At 68.0% G+C, this 18670-nt stretch carries 16 protein-coding genes; 10 read left to right on the top strand and 6 right to left on the bottom strand.

Going from position 1 to position 18670, the window contains the following annotated elements; translation table 11 throughout:
- Nucleotides 1-474 carry a methylmalonyl-CoA epimerase gene (gene mce, locus G6N67_RS00925; RefSeq protein ID WP_036436023.1) on the bottom strand — a complete coding sequence of 158 codons (474 nt, stop codon included), beginning with the start codon at nucleotides 472-474 and terminating at the stop codon, nucleotides 1-3.
- Nucleotides 475-557: 83 nt separating this feature from the next.
- Between mce and G6N67_RS00920 the strand changes: the two genes are divergently transcribed.
- The 3 genes from G6N67_RS00920 to G6N67_RS00910 are packed head-to-tail and all read left to right on the top strand — an operon-like array spanning nucleotide 558 to nucleotide 3090.
- Nucleotides 558-1736, top strand: coding sequence for an acetyl-CoA C-acetyltransferase (locus G6N67_RS00920; protein WP_036436026.1), 1179 nt, complete (start codon nucleotides 558-560; stop codon nucleotides 1734-1736).
- Nucleotides 1737-1796: 60 nt separating this feature from the next.
- Nucleotides 1797-2180, top strand: a complete 384-nt coding sequence (locus G6N67_RS00915; protein WP_036436030.1) for a DUF3817 domain-containing protein — start codon at nucleotides 1797-1799, stop codon at nucleotides 2178-2180.
- A gap of 13 nt (nucleotides 2181-2193) precedes the next feature.
- Nucleotides 2194-3090 (top strand): tetratricopeptide repeat protein, encoded by an 897-nt coding sequence (locus tag G6N67_RS00910; protein WP_036436033.1) that lies wholly within the window; start codon nucleotides 2194-2196, stop codon nucleotides 3088-3090.
- An 81-nt stretch (nucleotides 3091-3171) separates the two neighbouring features.
- On the opposite strand, the gene glgB is transcribed toward G6N67_RS00910, so the two are convergent.
- Together glgB and G6N67_RS00900 are read right to left on the bottom strand one after the other, a co-directional pair.
- Nucleotides 3172-5379 (bottom strand): 1,4-alpha-glucan branching protein GlgB, encoded by a 2208-nt coding sequence (gene glgB / locus G6N67_RS00905; RefSeq protein ID WP_036436035.1) that lies wholly within the window; start codon nucleotides 5377-5379, stop codon nucleotides 3172-3174.
- Nucleotides 5380-5386: 7 nt separating this feature from the next.
- Nucleotides 5387-7465: an alpha-1,4-glucan--maltose-1-phosphate maltosyltransferase gene (locus G6N67_RS00900; RefSeq protein WP_036436037.1), complete on the bottom strand. Its 2079-nt coding sequence runs from the start codon at nucleotides 7463-7465 to the stop codon at nucleotides 5387-5389.
- Between the two features lie 269 nt (nucleotides 7466-7734).
- Between G6N67_RS00900 and glgP the strand changes: the two genes are divergently transcribed.
- Together glgP and G6N67_RS00890 are read left to right on the top strand one after the other, a co-directional pair.
- Nucleotides 7735-10338, top strand: coding sequence for an alpha-glucan family phosphorylase (gene glgP / locus G6N67_RS00895; protein ID WP_036436039.1), 2604 nt, complete (start codon nucleotides 7735-7737; stop codon nucleotides 10336-10338).
- A complete protein-coding gene (locus G6N67_RS00890) occupies nucleotides 10335-11183 on the top strand; it encodes a Vgb family protein (protein ID WP_036436040.1) in 849 nt (282 codons plus the stop codon). Before glgP ends, G6N67_RS00890 begins: the two co-directional genes overlap by 4 nt.
- 3 nt (nucleotides 11184-11186) lie before the next feature.
- Here G6N67_RS00890 and G6N67_RS00885 read toward each other — a convergent pair whose 3' ends face one another.
- The 3 genes from G6N67_RS00885 to G6N67_RS00875 form a co-directional block, all read right to left on the bottom strand.
- Nucleotides 11187-12623 (bottom strand): neutral zinc metallopeptidase, encoded by a 1437-nt coding sequence (locus tag G6N67_RS00885; RefSeq protein WP_036436044.1) that lies wholly within the window; start codon nucleotides 12621-12623, stop codon nucleotides 11187-11189.
- 73 nt (nucleotides 12624-12696) lie between these two features.
- Nucleotides 12697-14679, bottom strand: a complete 1983-nt coding sequence (locus G6N67_RS00880) for an ATP-dependent DNA helicase (protein WP_036436046.1) — start codon at nucleotides 14677-14679, stop codon at nucleotides 12697-12699.
- A complete protein-coding gene (locus tag G6N67_RS00875) occupies nucleotides 14676-15974 on the bottom strand; it encodes a nicotinate phosphoribosyltransferase (RefSeq protein WP_036436047.1) in 1299 nt (432 codons plus the stop codon). Before G6N67_RS00875 ends, G6N67_RS00880 begins: the two co-directional genes overlap by 4 nt.
- 64 nt (nucleotides 15975-16038) lie before the next feature.
- Between G6N67_RS00875 and clpS the strand changes: the two genes are divergently transcribed.
- From clpS to G6N67_RS00850, 5 genes are read left to right on the top strand one after another with little or no spacing between them, the layout of a single operon-like run.
- Nucleotides 16039-16353 carry an ATP-dependent Clp protease adapter ClpS gene (clpS, locus tag G6N67_RS00870; RefSeq protein WP_036436049.1) on the top strand — a complete coding sequence of 105 codons (315 nt, stop codon included), beginning with the start codon at nucleotides 16039-16041 and terminating at the stop codon, nucleotides 16351-16353.
- Nucleotides 16354-16359: 6 nt separating this feature from the next.
- Nucleotides 16360-16938 (top strand): oxidative stress transcriptional regulator AosR, encoded by a 579-nt coding sequence (aosR, locus tag G6N67_RS00865; RefSeq protein ID WP_036436051.1) that lies wholly within the window; start codon nucleotides 16360-16362, stop codon nucleotides 16936-16938.
- The gene (locus tag G6N67_RS00860; protein WP_036436053.1) at nucleotides 16939-17958 is read left to right on the top strand and encodes a P1 family peptidase; all 1020 of its coding nucleotides are present in this window, start codon (nucleotides 16939-16941) and stop codon (nucleotides 17956-17958) included.
- Between the two features lie 13 nt (nucleotides 17959-17971).
- The gene (locus G6N67_RS00855; protein ID WP_036436055.1) at nucleotides 17972-18388 is read left to right on the top strand and encodes a M67 family metallopeptidase; all 417 of its coding nucleotides are present in this window, start codon (nucleotides 17972-17974) and stop codon (nucleotides 18386-18388) included.
- Between the two features lie 9 nt (nucleotides 18389-18397).
- Entirely contained in the window at nucleotides 18398-18670 is a 273-nt protein-coding gene (locus G6N67_RS00850) for a MoaD/ThiS family protein (RefSeq protein WP_036436057.1), read from the top strand.

Here is an 18670-nt window from a genome sequence, read left to right as displayed (position 1 = left end):
TCAGTGCTCGTCGCCGGCCGGCTCGACCAGCTCGACCAGCACGCCGCCGGCATCCTTGGGGTGGACGAAGTTGATGCGCGAGTTCGCGGTGCCCTTGCGGGGCGCCTCGTACAGCAGGCGCACGCCCTGGCTGCGCAGCCGCTCGCTCAAGGCGTCGATGTCGCTGGTCCGGTAGGCCAGCTGCTGCAGGCCAGGGCCCCGCTTGTCGATGAACTTGGCGATGGTCGAGTTTTCGTCCAGCGGCGACATCAGCTGGATCTGGGCGCTGCCCTTGGGTGCGCCACGAACCGACAGCATCGCCTCGCGGACGCCCTGCTCCTCGTTGATCTCCTCGTGCAGGACGATCATGCCGAGGTTGTCGTGGTACCACTTGATCGAGGCATCGAGATCGGGCACCGCGATACCGACATGATCGATCGCGGTCACCAGGGCGCTGGAGAGCGCTGGACGGGCATCGACATGTTCGGTGGTCATAACGCAACGGTAACCTTTACCTGAACGCTTGCGGAATGTGTGATCGGCCACACAGCTTTCTCAACCACCCCTGGAGGTAACAAATGACAACGTCGGTGATCGTTGCTGGAGCGCGGACTCCGGTGGGCAAGCTGATGGGCTCGCTCAAGGATTTCTCGGGCAGCGACCTGGGCGGGATCGCCATCAAGGGTGCCCTGGAGAAGGCGGGCGTGGACGCTTCGCTGGTCGAGTACGTGATCATGGGGCAGGTGCTGACTGCGGGCGCCGGGCAGATGCCTGCTCGGCAGGCCGCGGTGGCCGGCGGCATCGGCTGGGACGTGCCCGCCCTGAGCATCAACAAGATGTGCTTGTCCGGTATCGATGCCATTGCACTGGCCGATCAGCTGATCCGGGCCGGCGAGTTCGACGTCGTCGTCGCCGGTGGCCAGGAGTCCATGACCCAGGCGCCGCACCTGCTGCCCAAGAGCCGTGAGGGCTACAAATACGGCGACGTCACGGTGCTCGATCACCTGGCTTACGACGGCCTGCACGACGTGTTCACCGATCAGCCGATGGGCGCGCTGACCGAGCAGCGCAACGAAGTCGACAAGTTCACGCGCGCCGAACAGGACGAGTTTGCTGCGCAGTCCCACCAGAAGGCCGCCGCCGCGTGGAAGGACGGCGTGTACGCCGACGAGGTGGTGCCGGTCTCGATTCCGCAACGCAAGGGCGATCCGATCGAGTTCGCCGAGGACGAGGGCATCCGTGCCAACACCACGGCCGAGTCGCTGGGCGGCCTGCGTCCCGCGTTCCGCAAGGACGGCACCATCACCGCGGGTTCGTCGTCGCAGATCTCCGACGGTGCGTGTGCGGTCGTGGTGATGAACAAGGCCAAGGCCGAGGAGCTGGGCCTGAGCTGGCTCTGTGAGATCGGCGCGCACGGCGTGGTTGCGGGCCCCGACTCGACGTTGCAGTCTCAGCCCGCGAATGCGATCAAGAAGGCGATCGCGCGCGAGGGCATCACGGTCGATCAGCTCGACGTCGTCGAGATCAACGAGGCGTTCGCTGCGGTTTCGCTGGCGTCCACCAGGGAACTGGGTGTGGACCCGGCGAAGGTCAACGTCAACGGCGGCGCGATCGCGATCGGCCATCCGATCGGCATGTCGGGCGCCCGCATCACACTGCACGCCGCGCTGGAACTGGCCCGCAAAGGCTCGGGCTACGCGGTGGCCGCGTTGTGCGGCGCCGGTGGCCAGGGTGATGCGCTGGTTCTGCGGCGCTGACAGCTAATCGGCGACGCCTTATACGACGCTACGTAGTAGCTGGCCGGCGGGTCGGGCACAATGGCGGCCATGACAAGCTCTTTTGACCTGCGTTCGATCCCCGGCTGGTTCCGGCTCATCGCGTTGGCCGAGGCCGTCAGCTGGGCCGGCCTGCTGGTCGGCATGTATTTCAAGTACCTGGGCAGTCCTCGCACCGAGGTCGGCGTCAAGGTGTTCGGTCCGATCCACGGCGGCATCTTCATCGCGTTCGTGGTGGCCGCGATATTGGTCGGACTCGCGTTCAAGTGGGGTATCGGCACCTGGATTCTGGCGTTGCTGGCGAGCATCGTGCCGCTTGGCAGTGTGATCTTCGTCATGTGGGCCGATCGCACCGCGCGGCTGCGATCCTCGGGCCGGTCGGCGCTGGTCTCGCAACCGGGCGGGGCCGTGCCCGAAACGACGTGACAGACTTGGATACGTGACTCGTCCACGACCTTCTGTCGGCCCGGCATTGGCCGGTGCAGTTGACCTCTCGGCGCTCAAGCAGCGCCCGGCGCAGACCGGTGGTTCAGACGCGACCGCAGGCCCGGGTGGTGTCGAGGTGACCGAGGCGAATTTCGAAGCCGAGGTGCTGATCCGGTCCAGTCAGGTGCCGGTGGTGGTGTTGTTGTGGTCGCCGCGCAGCGACTCCAGCGTGCAGCTCGGCGACACATTGGCCGGACTGGCCACCGCCGATGCCGGCAAGTGGTCGCTGGCCTCGGTCAACGTCGACACCACGCCGCGCGTGGCGCAGATGTTCGGCATCCAGGGTGTTCCGACCGTGGTGGCGCTGGCGGCCGGCCAGCCCATCGCGAGCTTCCAGGGTGCCCAGCCGGCCGATCAGCTGCGGCGATGGGTCGATTCGCTGCTGGAGGCGACTCGCGGCAAGCTCAGCGGTTCGCCCGACAGCGATGAACCCGAGCAGGTCGACCCGGAGCTGGCGGCGGCGCGCGACCATCTCGACAACGGCAATTTCGCCGAGGCGCTGACGGCCTACCAGGCGATCTTGGCTGCCAACCCCAACAACGCCGAGGCCAAGGGTGCCGTCCGGCAGATCACGTTCCTGCAGCGCGCCAGTGCGCAACGGCCCGATGCGGTCGCGGTCGCGGACGCCGCACCGGCGGACATCGAAGCGGCGTTCGCCGCGGCCGACGTCGAGATCCTGCAGCAGCAGGTGTCGGCCGCGTTCGACCGGCTGATCGCCCTGATCAAGCGCACGTCCGGGGATGACCGGACGGCGGTGCGGACGCGGCTCATCGAGCTGTTCGACCTCTTCGACCCCGCCGACCCGGACGTCGTCGCGGGCCGCCGCAATCTCGCCAACGCGCTGTACTGACGTTTTTCCGCGAGCAGACGCCAACGTACCCTGGGAAGCGCTTTCCGGGGTACGTTGGCGTCTGCTCGGCGGAGAACAGAACTAGGCGGGTTCGAACCACAATGCGGCCAGCGGCGGCAGCACCATGACCGCAGAGGCCTGGCGGCCGTGCCACGGCTCGTCGGTGGCCTCGACCGCGCCGAGGTTGCCGATGCCTGAGCCGTTGTAGATCGCCGAGTCGGTGTTGAGCACCTCGTTCCAGGTGCCGGTGTGTGGCAGGCCGAGTCGGTAGTGGCTGTGTTCGGTGCCTGCGAAGTTGATCACGCACGCCAGCATCGAGCCGTCGCTGCCGAACCGCAGGAAGCTCAGCACATTGTTGGCGGAGTCGTTGGCGTCGATCCACGAGTAGCCTTCATGGCTGGTGTCGCGGCTCCACAGCGCGGGGTGGCTGCGGTAGATGGTGTTGAGGTCGCGGACCAGGCGTTGGATGCCGCCGGAGAACCCTTGTTCCTGGAGCTGGAACCAGTCCAGCCCGCGCTCTTCGGACCATTCGGCGCGCTGGCCGAAGTCCTGGCCCATGAACAGCAGTTGCTTACCGGGGTGGGCCCACTGGTAGGCGAGGAGGCTGCGCAGCCCGGCGGCTTTCTCGTGGTCGTTGCCAGGCATGCGGCCCCACAGGGTGCCCTTGCCGTGCACCACCTCGTCATGGCTGATCGGCAGCACGTAGTTCTCGCTGAATGCGTAGAGCATCGAGAACGTCATCTCGTGGTGGTGATAGCTGCGGTAGATGGGGTTGCGGCTGATGTAGTCGAGCGTGTCGTTCATCCAGCCCATGTTCCATTTCATGGAGAAGCCGAGGCCGCCGAGGTTCGTCGGTCGGGTGACGCCGGGCCAGGAGGTGGATTCCTCGGCGACGGTGACGATTCCGGGCGTGGCCTTGTGGACGGTGGCGTTCATCTCCTGCAGGAACTGCACCGCTTCGAGGTTTTCGCGGCCGCCGTGGATGTTGGGGGTCCAGCCGCCCTCGGGGCGCGAGTAGTCGAGGTAGAGCATCGAGGCGACGGCGTCGACCCGGAGCCCGTCGACGTGGTACTCCTGCAGCCAGTACAGCGCGTTGGCGACCAGGAAGTTGCGGACTTCGGGGCGGCCGAAGTCGAAAACGTAGGTGCCCCAGTCGAGTTGTTCGCCGCGGCGGGGGTCGGAGTGTTCGTAGAGTGCGGTGCCGTCGAAGCGGCCGAGGGCCCAGGCGTCTTTGGGGAAGTGCGCGGGTACCCAGTCGACAATGACGCCGATGCCGGCCTGGTGCAGTGCGTCGACCAGGTAGCGGAAGTCGTCGGGGCTGCCCAGCCGCGACGTGGGCGCGTAGTAGGAGGTGACCTGGTAGCCCCACGATCCGCCGAACGGGTGCTCGGCGACCGGTAACAGTTCGACGTGCGTGAAGCCTTGTTCCACAACATATTCGGTGAGCTCGACGGCCAGTTGGCGGTAGCTCAGGCCGGGCCGCCACGACATGAGGTGGACCTCGTAGGTGCTCATCGGTTCGAACACCGGGTTGAGCGCGGCCCGACGTGTCATCCAGTCGTCGTCGTTCCACTCATAGGAACTCTGAGTGACGCGCGATGCGGTCTGCGGCGGTACTTCGGTGGCGAAGGCCATGGGGTCGGCGCGGTCGGTGACCGAACCGTCGGCGCCGTGCACCCGGAACTTGTACAGACCGTCGGCGGGGAAGCCGGGCCAGAACAGTTCCCAGACCCCCGAGGAGCCCATGACGCGCAACTGCGCTTCGTTGCCGTCCCAGTGGTTGAAGTCGCCGATCAGGTTGATGCCCTTGGCGTTCGGCGCCCAGACGGCGAACGACACGCCGTCGACCTGACCGTCGGGCGTGGTGAAGGACCGTGGATGCGCCCCGAGGATCTCCCAGAGCCGTTCGTGACGCCCCTCGGCGAACAGGTGCAGGTCGAGTTCGCCGAGGTTGGGCAGGAACCGGTAGGCGTCGGCCGTGGTGTGCGTGACGATCGTGTCATCGGGCCCGGGATAGCCGATTTCGAGCCGGTAGTCGACGAGGTTGGTGAACGGCACGGCGACCGCGAACAGGCCGGACTCCAGGTGTTCGAACGGGAATCGCTGGCCGCCGATCAACGCGACCACGCTCACCGCGTGCGGCCGGTAGGCCCGGATCACGGTGTGATCGGAGTATTCGTGCGCGCCGAGCACCGAATGCGGGTCATGGTGCTCACCGGCGAGCAGCCGGTGCACATCTGACGGGTCGGGCCGCAGTTGCGCATTGGTGAGTTGATTGCTTCGCGTCATCTCGCCCTCATTCCCTGCGTAGCAGCTCGAGCCGTTTCTCCTCCGGCACGAGCGGCATGTTCAACACGTGTGCCACCGCCTTGGCGGGGTCGATACGGATGTAGTTCGACTGACCCCACTGGTATTCCTCGCCGCTGATCTCGTCGCGTACCCAGAACCGGTCGTAGGACTCCATTCCGAGCGCACCCATGTCGAGCCACAGCGTGGCCTGCTCCGGTGCGAATGCGTTGAGCGTCACCACCACCAGAACGGTGTCGCCGGTGATCGGGTCGAATTTGCTGTAGGCCAGCAGGGCGTCGTTGTCGATGTGATGGAACGTGATGGTGCGCAGTTGGCGCAGCGCGGGGTGCAGCCGGCGAATCTCGTTGAGCCGGGACAGGAATGGCTCGAGTGACTCGCCGCGTGCGACCGCCGTCTCGAAATCGCGCGGTCGCAACTCGTACTTCTCGGAGTCCAGGTATTCCTCGCTGCCCTCACGTACCGCGCGGTGCTCGAAAAGTTCGTAGCCGGAGTACACGCCCCACGACGAACTCATCGTGGCCGCCAGCACCGCGCGGATCGCGAACATGCCCGGGCCGCCGTGCTGCAGGCTCTCGTGCAGGATGTCGGGCGTGTTCACCCACAGGCTCGGCCGTGCGCAGTCGGCGTACTTGGCGATCTCGTTGCCGAATTCGGTGAGCTCCCACTTGGCGGTACGCCAGGTGAAGTACGTATAGGACTGCGTGAAGCCGAGTTTGGCCAACCCGTAGAGCCGGGCCGGCCTGGTGAAGGCCTCGGACAGGAACAGCACGTCGGGATCGCTGTTCTTGACCTCGCCGATCAGCCAGGCCCAGAAGTTCGGCGGTTTGGTGTGCGGGTTGTCGACCCGAAACACCTTGACCCCGTGCGAGATCCAGAACCGGACCACTCGCAGAACCTCGTGGTACAGGCCTGCCGGGTCGTTGTCGAAGTTCAGCGGATAGATGTCCTGGTACTTCTTGGGCGGGTTCTCGGCGTAGGCGATGGTGCCGTCCGGCAGCACCGTGAACCACTCGCGGTGCTCCTTGGCCCACGGGTGGTCCGGTGCGCACTGCAGCGCCAGGTCGAGTGCCACCTCCAGCCCCTGGTCGCGGGCCGCGGCCACGAACGCGTCGAAGTCGTCGATCGTGCCAAGCGCCGGGTGCACCGCGTCGTGCCCGCCTTCATCGCTGCCGATCGCCCACGGCGACCCGACATCGCCGGGTGCCGCCGTCACAGAGTTGTTGCGGCCCTTGCGGTGCACCTTGCCGATCGGATGAATCGGCGGTAGGTAGACGATATTGAAACCCATGCGGGCGATGCGGGGCAACGCCGCGGTCGCCGTGGCGAACGTCCCGTGAACTGGGTGGCCGGCATCGTCCCATCCGCCCGTAGACCGCGGGAACATCTCGTACCACGAACTGAACCGGGCCAGGGGTCGATCCACCCAGACGCCGTATTGCTCACCACGCGTGAGCAATTCACGCAACGGATACTGCGTCAGGAGCGCGGTGACCTCGGGGGACAGGGCCGCGCCGGCGCGGGTGAACGGGTCGCCAGGGGTCCGCAGCGCCGCGGCGGCTTCGATCAGGGGGGTGCGCAGTTCCCGCGGCATGCCCGCGGCCGCGCGCTCCAGCAGGCGGGCCCCGACCAGCAGGTCGTTGGACAGCTCGCCTTCGCTCTGCCCGGCACCGAGCTTGACCTCCACCGCGTGACGCCAGGTCGCGATCGGATCGCCCCAGCCGTCGACCCGGAACGTCCACAATCCCACGTTGCCAGGCGTGAACTGGCCGTGGAACACGTCAGGTGTGCGGCCCTTCGACATCGGCAGCGCCTGCGGTTTGATCCGGGGTGCCGGCGAGACAACATCCTGGATGGGCACCGGCACCGCGGGGATCGCCGGGCCGCCGGCCAGCTGCGGATAATCGGTGCCGTGGTAGCGCACCACCAGAGTGGCCGCCACCGCGTCGTGGCCTTCGCGCCAGACCGTCGCCCGGACCGGGACCACTTCGCCGACGACCGCTTTGGCCGGGAAGCGTCCACCGGAAATCACAGGAGCGACATCGTCGATTCCGATACGACCGGCCACTCGAGTACTCCTCACGTTGTCGGCACTGGGCTGTCTGGTTGGTTCTCACTGCCTTGTCGCGTCCTTTACCCACCGTAGTGTCCGGCCGAACGTCGCGGGCGTGAAGCGATCACTGCGCGCGTCGATATCGCCGGCCCGAAGGGGGCTCATATGAGCAAAACCCGCGTTGGTGTTGTTTTCTCTGTGCGTTTGCCCACCTTCGGTGTGGGTTTTCCTTCGGCCCGGTGCATCGCCTGCGAGACGGCGAATTGTCAGTAAGGTTGGGTCGCGTGAAAGCCCTCCGCCGGTTCACTGTCCGTGCCCACCTCCCCGAGAGGTTGGCCGCGCTGGAACGACTGTCGATCAATTTGCGTTGGTCCTGGGACAAGCCGACTCAGGATCTGTTCGCCGCCGTCGATGAGGATCTGTGGCACCAGACCGGAGGCGACCCGGTCGCGTTGCTGGGGGCCGTGAGTCCCAAGCGGCTCGACGAGTTGGCCTCCGATGACGCGTTCCTGCGCCGCCTCGATGGGTTGGCCGCCGATCTGGACAACTATCTGACGCGGCCGCTGTGGTATCAGCAGCAGGCCGCCGACGGGGTCGACATGCCCAAGGGCATCGCGTACTTCTCGATGGAGTTCGGAGTGGCCGAGGTGCTGCCGAACTACTCGGGCGGCTTGGGCATCCTGGCCGGTGATCACCTGAAATCGGCCTCCGACCTGGGGCTGCCACTCATCGCGGTCGGGTTGTACTACCGCTCGGGCTACTTCCGGCAGTCGCTGACCGCCGACGGGTGGCAGCACGAGAACTATCCGTCGCTCGACCCGCAGGGTCTGCCGTTGCGGCTGCTCACCGACGCGTCGGGGGCTGCGGTGCTGGTGTCGCTGGCGCTGCCGGAGGCCCGTGAGCTGAAGGCGCGGGTGTGGATCGCGCAGGTTGGCCGGATTCCGTTGCTGCTGCTCGATTCTGACATCGGGGAGAACGAGCACGATCTGCGCGGGGTGACCGATCGGCTCTACGGCGGTGACCAGGAACACCGGATCAAGCAGGAGATCCTGGCCGGTATCGGCGGGGTGCGGGCGATCCGGGCGTTCACCGAGGCCGAGGGGCTGCCGGCCCCGGAGGTGTTCCACATGAACGAGGGCCACGCGGGTTTCCTCGGGGTCGAGCGGATCCGTGAGCTGGTCGCGGCCGGGTTGGACTTCGACACCGCGTTGACGGTGGTGCGGTCCTCGACGGTGTTCACCACGCACACGCCGGTGCCCGCGGGCATCGACCGCTTCCCGGTCGAGATGGTGAAGCGGTACTTCGGCAGCCCACCCGGCGGTCCGGCGGATTCCCGCCTGCTGCCGGGAGTGCCGTTGGATCGGGTGGTCGCCTTTGGTGCCGAGGATGATCCGTCGAAGTTCAACATGGCGCACATGGGTCTGCGATTGGCGCAGCGGGCCAACGGGGTGTCGTTGCTGCACGGCCGGGTGAGCCGGGTGATGTTCAACGATCTGTGGCCGGGGTTCGACCCGGACGAGGTGCCGATCGGGTCGATCACCAACGGCGTGCACGGGCCGACGTGGGCTGCCCCGCAGTGGCTTGAGCTGGGTCGCGAGCTGATCGGCAGCGATGATCTCGGTTCGCTGCGCGAGCCCGCGGTGTGGGAGAAGTTGCAGCAGGTCGACCCGGGCCATCTGTGGTGGATCCGTTCGCAGCTGCGTGAGACGCTGATCGCCGACGTGCGGGAGCGGCTGCGCAAGTCGTGGTTGGAGCGTGGTGCGTCGGAGGCCGAACTCGGCTGGATCGCAACGGCGTTCGACCCGTCGGTGTTGACGATCGGGTTCGCCCGCCGGGTGCCGACCTACAAGCGGTTGACCCTGATGCTGCGCGATCCCGAGCGCCTGGAGGCGTTGCTGCTCGATGAGGCGCGGCCCGTGCAGTTGATCGTGGCAGGCAAATCGCATCCGGCCGACGACGGCGGCAAGGCGCTGATCCAGCAGATCGTGAAATTCGCCGACCGCCCCGAGGTGCGTCACCGCATCGCCTTCCTGCCCGACTACGACATGTCGATGGCCCGGCTGCTGTATTGGGGTTGTGACGTGTGGCTCAACAACCCGTTGCGTCCGTTGGAAGCCTGCGGCACCTCGGGCATGAAGAGCGCGCTCAACGGTGGGCTGAACCTGTCCATCCGCGACGGCTGGTGGGACGAGTGGTACGACGGCGAGAACGGCTGGGAGATCCCCACCGCCGACGGGCTGGCCGACGAGGGCCGCCGCGACGATCTGGAGGCGGCCGCCCTGTATGACCTGCTCGAGAACGCGGTGACCCCGAAGTTCTACGAGCGCGACGAGCACGGAGTGCCGACCCGCTGGGTCGAGATGGTGCGCCACACCCTGCAGGTGCTCGGGCCCAAGGTGCTCGCCTCGCGCATGGTCGAGGATTACACCGAGAAGTACTACCTGCCCGCGGCCCGCTCGCTGCGCCGCACCGTCGAAGGCACCTCCGACGAACCCTTCGGGGCGGCCCGGGACTTGGCGGCCTACCGGCGCCGCGCCGCTCAGGCCTGGCCAAAGATCGCGATCACCGACGTGGACAGCTTCGGCCTGCCCGACACGCCACTGCTGGGCTCGCAGCTCAGCCTCACCGCGACCGTGCAACTGGCCGGGTTGAAGCCCGACGAGGTCGTGGTGCAGGCCGTGCTGGGCCGCGTGAACGGCGGCGACACCATCGTCGACCCGGTGACCGTACCGATGACCCACACGGGCACCGCCGACGGCGGCAACGAGGTGTTCTCGACCAGCACGCCGCTGCCGGTGGCCGGACCCGTCGGCTACACCGTGCGCGTACTGCCGCATCACCCACTGCTGGCCGCCGACAACGAACTCGGCCTGGTCACCCTCGCTTGAGCAGGGCACTCAAGGTCGAGGTCGACGGCGGCCCGTACGCGCTGGCGGCCGGTCCCGACGGAGCCATGTGGGTGACGCTGGTGCACTCCGGCGAGATCGCCCGGATCGCCGCAGACGGCGGCGTCACCCGGTACGCGGTGGCGCCGCAGTCCCGTCCGTCGGTGATCACGGCGGGTCCGGACGGTGCGCTGTGGTTCACCCGCAGCGGTGACGACCGCATCGGTCGCATCACCATGTCGGGCGAACTGTCGGAGTTCGAATTGGCCGACGGCAGTGCACCATTCGGCATCACGGCGGGTCCGGACGGTGCCCTGTGGTTCACCGCGATGGTCTCCGGAGAGATCGGCCGGATCACCACGGCCGGCGAGGTCAGCAGTCAGGCGGTGGTCGGCGGGATGCCGTCGATGATCACCACAGGGCCCGACGGCGCCCTGTGGTTCACGCTCAACGAAGCCGGTGCCGTCGGTCGGCTGACCGAGGCCGGCAAGCTCACGGTGCGGGAATTGCCCACGCCCGCAGCAGGTCCCGTGGGGATCGCGGCGACCCACGACGACGCCGTGTGGGTCACCGAGATTCGCGCCGAGAAGCTCGGGCGCATCCCGATGGGCGACGCGATCCAGGAGCTCGACCTGCCCGGGAAACCGCATGCGGTGGTGGCGGACCCGGCCGACGGCGTCTGGGTCAGCCTGTGGGGTACGGCGCAGCTGGCGAAGATCAGCGGCGACGGCGAGGTCATCGTGATCGACCTGCCCCGCGACAGCGAACCGCACGGCGTGGCGATCGGCCCCGACGGGGCGCCGTGGGTGGCGCTTGAGGCCGGTTACGTGTTGCGCATGCCGGCCTGACCGTCACGCGAACCGCTTGAAGCACCGTTCCTGGTCACCGAGCACGCCGAGCCGGAACGCGTCGATCCGGGAGAAACCCGACGGCACCGACTCGCCGTTGACGTCGCTGGCGGCCAACCCGTTGGTGAGGATGCCCGATACCGCCTCGTCGACGTCACCCGCGGTCAGTACCAGGCTGTCTCCGTCGGCCAGTGAGGTCGTCTTGCTCAGCTTGGCGGTCGCCAACCCGGTCAGGCACGCGGTCCGCAGCGCGGCCTCGGCGTCGTCGAGGGACGCGCCCCGCGCGTGCTGCAGGGCCAGCATGTAGCGCGACGTCACCACCGAGTACGCCGTGTTGTCGCCGTTGGCCAGGGCATTCTCCTCGTCGGACTGCGCGCCCAGGCGCTCAAGCTCGGCGAGATCGACGACGATGGTGTTGGTATCCGGGCAATACGACGCCGGTGGGCTGGGCCGCGCCGACGGGCAGGTCTGTGCGGCGCGTGCGTCGAAGCTCAACGCGGGTGGGTTCGGCGGCCTGAACGACGCATTCAGTGCGTCGACCATGGCGCGCACCCACTTTTCGGTGATCGGCAGTTCACCCGTCTGATCGGCAGGCAGCAGGACCGGTAGGTCACCGCGGCGCTGCTGGATCTCCTTGACGTCGATCCCGGCGCACGCCGACGGGCCGTCGGTGAACCCGAACTGGAAGGCCGAGACCCGTTCGAACGCCGAGCCGTGCTCGTCGATCGCGGCCCCGGCCGCCTCGTTCTCGCTCAGCAGCGGGTCGCGGAACGAGATCACGGCGGCCAGCACGCTGTTGAGCCCGTCGCCGGTGTCGAGGGTGAACCGCGGTGAGTTTCCCTCGGCCACCCAGCGCATGTAGGAGCCCGCCAGACAGTCCGCCTGTTGCTCGGCGACCAGTGTCGGAGTGCTCCGTGCGGCCATCGCGGCCTGCCGCTGCACGGAATGGCCGTACTCGTGCGCGAGCACCATGACCACGCCCATGTCACCGGTGTCCCTGCGCAGCGTCGGAAGCAGCACGCCCCGGTCCCAGCCGATCGAACGGTCGAGCTTGCAGTACGCGGCGTTGACCAGCCCGTAGGTGTCCAACCCGCAGAACTCATCGTCGAATCCCTCGGCGTTCCAAGAGATCAGCTTCGACACGGGCTTGAAGTCACCGTCGAACGCGTCGGGGAAGGCGCCGGACCAGAACTCTTCGATGTCGGTGACGGCATTGCCGGCCAGCTTGTCGATCTCACCGCCGTCGGTGCCCGTCACCTCGCGCGCGGGCTCGTCGATGTCAGGGCGCAGGCCGCTCGGCCCGTCGGTGGCCGGCATGCCTGCCACCGAGAACGGGTCGGCGAACACCGATACCGGTTTGCCCTCCAGGACGTCCGCGCAGCCGGCCAGCGGGAGCGCCACGCACGCCATCACGACGGCGATGAGCTGCCGTCGGTTCATGGATTCACCTTCCGTGGCGTGGTGCGGCTGTTGCGGCCAGGATAGTGAAATTCTGCGTACCGCCGCCGGAATCTCAGGTGGCGCCGCGCAATCGCTGCAAGGCCTGGCGCACGCGAGCGGGATCGGTCGTGGCCCAGAAAGGGGGCAGCGACGCGCGCAGGTAGCCGCCGTACCGCGCGGTTGCCAGCCGGGAGTCGAGCACCGCCACCACACCGCGGTCGTCGGTGTGCCGGAGCAACCGTCCTGCGCCCTGTGCGAGCAACAGCGCGGCATGGTTGGCCGCGACCGTCATGAAACCGTTGCCGCCGTGCGCGCTGATCGCGCGCTGGCGTGCGGTCAACAGCGGGTCGTCGGGGCGGGGGAAGGGAATCCGGTCGATCAGCACGAGCGACAGCGACGGGCCGGGTACGTCGACACCCTGCCACAGTGACAACGTGCCGAACAACGACGTTTGCGGGTCGGCCGAGAACTGTTGCACGAGAGCCGAAGTGGTGTCCTCGCCCTGGCAGATGACCGGGGTGTCGAGGCGTTGGCGCATCACCTCGGCGGCGGCCTTGGCAGCCCGCATCGACGAGAAGAGTCCCAGTGTTCGGCCACCCGCCGCCGTGACCAGTTCCGCGATCTCGTCGAGCGTCTCGGTGCCGAGACCGTCGCGGCCAGGCGGCGGCAAATGCTTGGCGACGTAGAGGATTCCGGATTTCGCATGCTCGAACGGAGAGCCCACGTCGATGCCCCGCCAGCCCGGCTTGGTGTCGTCGCCGTCGGGCCCGCCTGCCAGGCCCCAGTTCCTGGCCATTGCGTCGAAATTGCCGCCCAAGCTCAGCGTCGCCGACGTCAGCACGGCCGTGGTGTGCGCAAAAAGCCTGGTACGCAACAATCCTGACACCGTCATGGGAGCCACCCGCAGCGTCGCCCGCGTGGTTCGTTGCGATTCGTCCTGCTCGACCCACACCACATCGGTGCGGTCGGGGATTGCCGGCACGAACGACGTCAGGATGCGGGTCGCGGTGTCTGCCACGTCGTTGAGCGCCGTGACGGCTTCGGTCCGCGCGGTCGCGGCCTTGGGATCGCTCGGGGAGGTGTCGATGGACGTGCGGGCGGCGTTGGCCGCGTCGCGCAGTGCGGTCAGATAGGTGGCCAGCTCTTCGTCGAGCACGTCGATGCGCCCGGCCGGTAGCTCGTGCAGCATCGACGAGAGGGTCGCGGTCGCGGCCTCGAACCGTTCGGCGAGATCGGGGTCGACCAGGCGCGCCATGCGCCGATGCGCGACGCCCATCGACGTCGCGGACAGCTCGGCGGTGGCCACGCCGGTGACCCGGTCCGCGAGTTCGTGCGCCTCGTCGACCACCAGCAGCTCGTATTCCGGGAGTACCGCGAAATCGGACAGGGCGTCGATCGCGAGCAGCGCATGGTTGGTGACCACGATGTCGGCCGTGCCCGCCTTGGCTCTGGCACGCTCGGCGAAGCAGTCCGTCCCGTACTGGCAGCGCGACACCCCGATGCACTCCCGCGCCGAGACGCTGACCTGAGCCCACGACCGGTCCGGTACGCCGGGCACCACCTCGTCACGGTCGCCGGTCTCGGTGTCGGACGACCAGTCCATCAACCTCTGCACGTCACGGCCCATGGCGCTGACCGCGACGGGGTTGAACAGCTCATCCTGGGGACGGTCCTCGGGTTCGCCCGCGCCGCCGTGGATCTTGTTGAGGCACAAATAGTTTCCGCGCCCCTTCAGCAACGCGAAGGTGGGGCGTCTCGGCAGTACCTTGGTCAGCGACTCCACGAGTCGGGGCAGGTCGCGGTCGACCAGTTGCCGCTGCAGCGCGATGGTCGCCGTCGACACCACCACCGGTTGTTCGGTTTCGAGGGCACGCGCGATGGCAGGCACCAGGTAGGCAAGCGACTTGCCGGTGCCGGTCCCGGCCTGGACCGCGAGGTGCTCGCCGGATTCGAAAGCATGCGCGACGGCCTCGGCCATCTCGACCTGACCGGTGCGGCATGTGCCGCCCAGTCCGTCGACGGCGACGGCGAGGAGTTCGGTGACGACGTTGGTCACGTCGCGGCCGGGGCCATCCGGGTCGGGATCGCGGGTTCGCCGCGGGAGAGTTTCAGCCCGTCCCACGGCAGGCTGTGCAGCCCGGCCGCCACGAGCGCGCGTGCGTCGGCAAGATCGGAGGTGCCGACCGGAACACCACCGGAGACCAGGTCCACGGTGAGCTGCCGTGAGACGAAGTCGGACGCGTCCGACGGCGGTTGGCCGTGCGGGTACACGACTTCCTCGACGATGGTGCCCGAGGCCTTCGCCAACCGGAGCGCCTGCTTGCGACCACCGTGGGATTCTTTGTGGCTGCTGCGTTTGGCGACCGGGATACCGTCGACCTCGACGAGTTTGTACACCATGCTCGCGGTGGGGGCGCCGGATCCGGTCACCACCGAGGTGCCGACGCCGTAGCTGTCGACGGGTTCGGCGCGCAGTGCCGCGATCGCGAACTCGTCGAGGTCGCCCGACACCACGATGCGGGTCTTGGTGGCGCCGAGACCGTCGAGTTGCTGACGGACCTGGCGCGCCAGCACTCCCAGGTCACCCGAGTCGATGCGCACCGCGCCAAGTTCGGGGCCTGCCACCTCGATGGCATTGGCCACGCCCCTGGTGATGTCGTAGGTGTCGACCAGCAGAGTGGTCCCGGTGCCGAGGGCCGCCACCTGACCGCGGAACGCGGCACGTTCGTCGGGGCCGTCCGCAGTGGTGTGCAGCAGGGTGTACGCGTGCGCCGCCGTGCCCAGCGCGGGCACTCCGTAGCGACGCTGCGCCTCCAGGTTGGACGAACCGGCGAACCCGGCCAGATACGCGGCGCGCGCGGCCGCCACCGCGGCCTGTTCGTGCGTGCGCCTCGACCCCATCTCGATCAGCGGGCGGCCCTGCGCGGCGGCCGCCATGCGGGCTGCCGCGGAAGCGATCGCGGTGTCGTGGTTGAAGATCGACAGGACCAGCGTTTCCAGGATCACGCATTCGGCGAAGCTGCCGTGCACCGACAGCACGGGGGAACCAGGGAAGTAGAGCTCACCCTCGGCGTAGCCGTCGACGTCGCCGCCGAACCGGTAGTCGGCCAGGAACGCCAGTGTGTCGTCGTCGAGGAAGTCCGAAAGGGCGTCGAGTTCGGCCTGGTCGAATCTGAACTGCGCCAAAGCTTCCACGAAGCGCGCTGTTCCCGCGACCACGCCGTATCGCCGGCCCTCGGGCAGGCGGCGGGCGAAGACCTCGAAGGTTGTCTGCCGGTGTGCGGTGCCGTCACGCAGCGCGGCGGCGAGCATCGTCAGCTCGTATTTGTCTGTGAGCAACGCGGCCGTCACAGCAGCAACCGTAGCTGCTGAGCGCTGTTTAAGTTCGCCGCACCCCAGCCGGTATTGTGGGCGCATGGTTACTCCGGCGAAGGCCCGTCCGGGAACCCGCGAGGAACGGAGCGTGGGCACCGCCCCGCGAGAGGACGAGGCCACCGACAGCCCGTGGGTCACCATCGTCTGGGACGATCCGGTCAACCTGATGACGTACGTGACCTACGTGTTCCAAAAGCTCTTCGGCTACAGCGAGCCGCACGCCACCAAGCTGATGCTGCAGGTGCACAACGAGGGCAAGGCCGTGGTGTCTGCGGGCAGTCGCGAGTCCATGGAGACCGATGTTTCCAAACTGCACGCCGCAGGCCTGTGGGCCACCTTGCAGCAGGACCGTTGATCGACGGTGCGCAAATGGAAGCGGGTCGAGACCGCTGACGGTCCGCGGTTCCGGTCGGCCCTGGCCGCACACGAGGCGTCGTTGCTGCAGAGCCTGGTGACGTCGATGCTGGAGATGCTCGACGATCGCGAATCATCGCGCCCCGCAGACGAACTCGAGGCCATCACCGGGATGCGTACGGGCAACCCGCAGCCGCCGCAGGACGCCACGATGAAACGCCTGCTGCCGGATTTCTATCGGCCGCAGACCGAGCATCCGGCGGGTTCTGGCACGGCCGAGAGCCTCAACAGCGCGCTGCGCGGGTTGCACGAGCCTGCCATCATCGACGCCAAACGTGAAGCCGCGCAACGCTTGCTGGACACCGTTCCCGACGGCGGCGGCAAGTTCGAGCTGTCCGAGGACGACGCCCAGGCCTGGGCCGGCGCGGTCAACGACGTCCGGCTTGCGCTCGGCACCATGCTCGACATCGGCCCCGAGGGGCCCGACCGCCTGTCGCCGGAGCATCCCATGGCCGGACACCTCGACGTGTACCAGTGGCTCACCGTGCTGCAGGAGTACCTGGTCCTGGGACTCATGGGGAAGTAGATGGGCACCATCACCGACGTCGCCGGCATCCTGGTGGGCCACCATCACCGTCTCGACCCGGACGCGACGCTCGGTGCCGGCTGGGCGTCGGGCAGCACGGTCGTGCTGGCGCCGCCCGGGACGGTGGGCGCTGTCGACGGGCGCGGTGGTGCACCGGGCACCCGGGAAACCGATCTGCTCGACCCGATCAACACCGTCCGCCACGTCGACGCGGTGGTGCTGAGCGGCGGCAGTGCCTACGGCCTGGCCGCCGCCGACGGCGTGATGACCTGGCTGGAGCAGCAGGGCCGCGGCGTCGCGATGGCAGGCGGTGTGGTGCCGATCGTGCCTGCCGCGGTGATCTTCGATCTGCCGGTGGGCGGCTGGGAAAACCGGCCTACCGCGGAGTTCGGCGCCGCCGCGGCCGCTGCGGCGGGCACCGAGTTCGCGCTCGGCACGGTCGGCGGCGGCGTGGGTGCGCGGGCCGGGGTGCTCAAGGGCGGCGTCGGTACCGCGTCCACCGCGCTGCCCGGCGGCGTCACGGTGGGCGTGTTGGTGATCGTCAACGCCGCGGGCGACGTGGTGGACCCGGCCACCGGACTGCCGTGGATGGCAGCGCTGATCGAAGAGTTCGGCTTGACGGCACCCCCGCCGGGGCAGCTCGCCGCCTACGCCGACCGGCACACCGAACTGAGCCCGCTGAACACGACCATCGCGGTCGTCGCGACGGACGCTGCGCTCAGCCCTGCCGGGTGCCGGCGCGTCGCGGTCGCGGCCCACGACGGGCTTGCGCGCACCATCCGGCCGTGTCACACCCCGCTGGATGGCGATACGGTGTTCGCGCTGGCCACCGGGGCGGTCACGGTCGAACCCGACCCGAGGACACCCGCGGCGATGTCGCCGGAGACGGCGCTGGTCACCCAGATCGGCGCGGCTGCGGCGGACTGCCTGGCCCGTGCCGTGCTGGTGGGTGTGCTTGCGGCCGAGCCGGTCGCAGGAATACCGACCTACCGTGGCATGTTGCCGGGAGCGTTCGAGTAAGGAGATCAGTGCAGTGTTGGTGATTCGCCGTGACCTCGTCGAGGCCATGGTGGCGCACGCCCGTGCCGACCACCCCGACGAAGCCTGTGGGGTGATCGCGGGACCGGAGGGTTCCGATCGGCCTGAGCGCTTCATCGCGATGGCCAACGCCGAGCGCTCGCCGACGTTCTACCGGTTCGATTCCGGTGAGCAGCTCAAGGTGTGGCGCTCGATGGACGAGGCCGACGAGGTGCCCGTCGTCATCTACCACTCGCACACCGCGACCGAGGCCTACCCGAGCCGCACCGACATCTCCCTGGCGCAGGAGCCGGACGCGCACTACGTGCTGGTCTCGACGCGTGATCCTGACGAGCACGAACTGCGTAGCTACCGCATCATCGACGGCGTCGTCACCGAGGAACCCGTCACCATCGTCGAGCAGTACCGATAAGGAGCAACCGTGTCAGTCATCGTTTCGATCCCCACGATCCTGCGCCCGCACACCGACGGACAGAAGCGCGTCAGCGCGTCCGGCGACACGTTGCAGGCCGTCATCGCCGACCTGGAGGCCAACTATTCCGGCATCTCCGACCGGCTCGTCGACAACGGCAAGCTGCACCGCTTCGTCAACATCTACGTCAACGACGAGGACGTGCGGTTCTCCGGCGGCCTGGACACCGCGATCTCCGACGGTGATTCGGTGACGATCCTGCCTGCCGTGGCAGGCGGGTAG

Origin of the sequence: Mycolicibacterium mageritense (assembly GCF_010727475.1) — a bacterium.
Taxonomy (GTDB): Bacteria; Actinomycetota; Actinomycetes; order Mycobacteriales; family Mycobacteriaceae; genus Mycobacterium; species Mycobacterium mageritense.
This window is presented reverse-complemented; position numbering and strand designations above follow the sequence as displayed.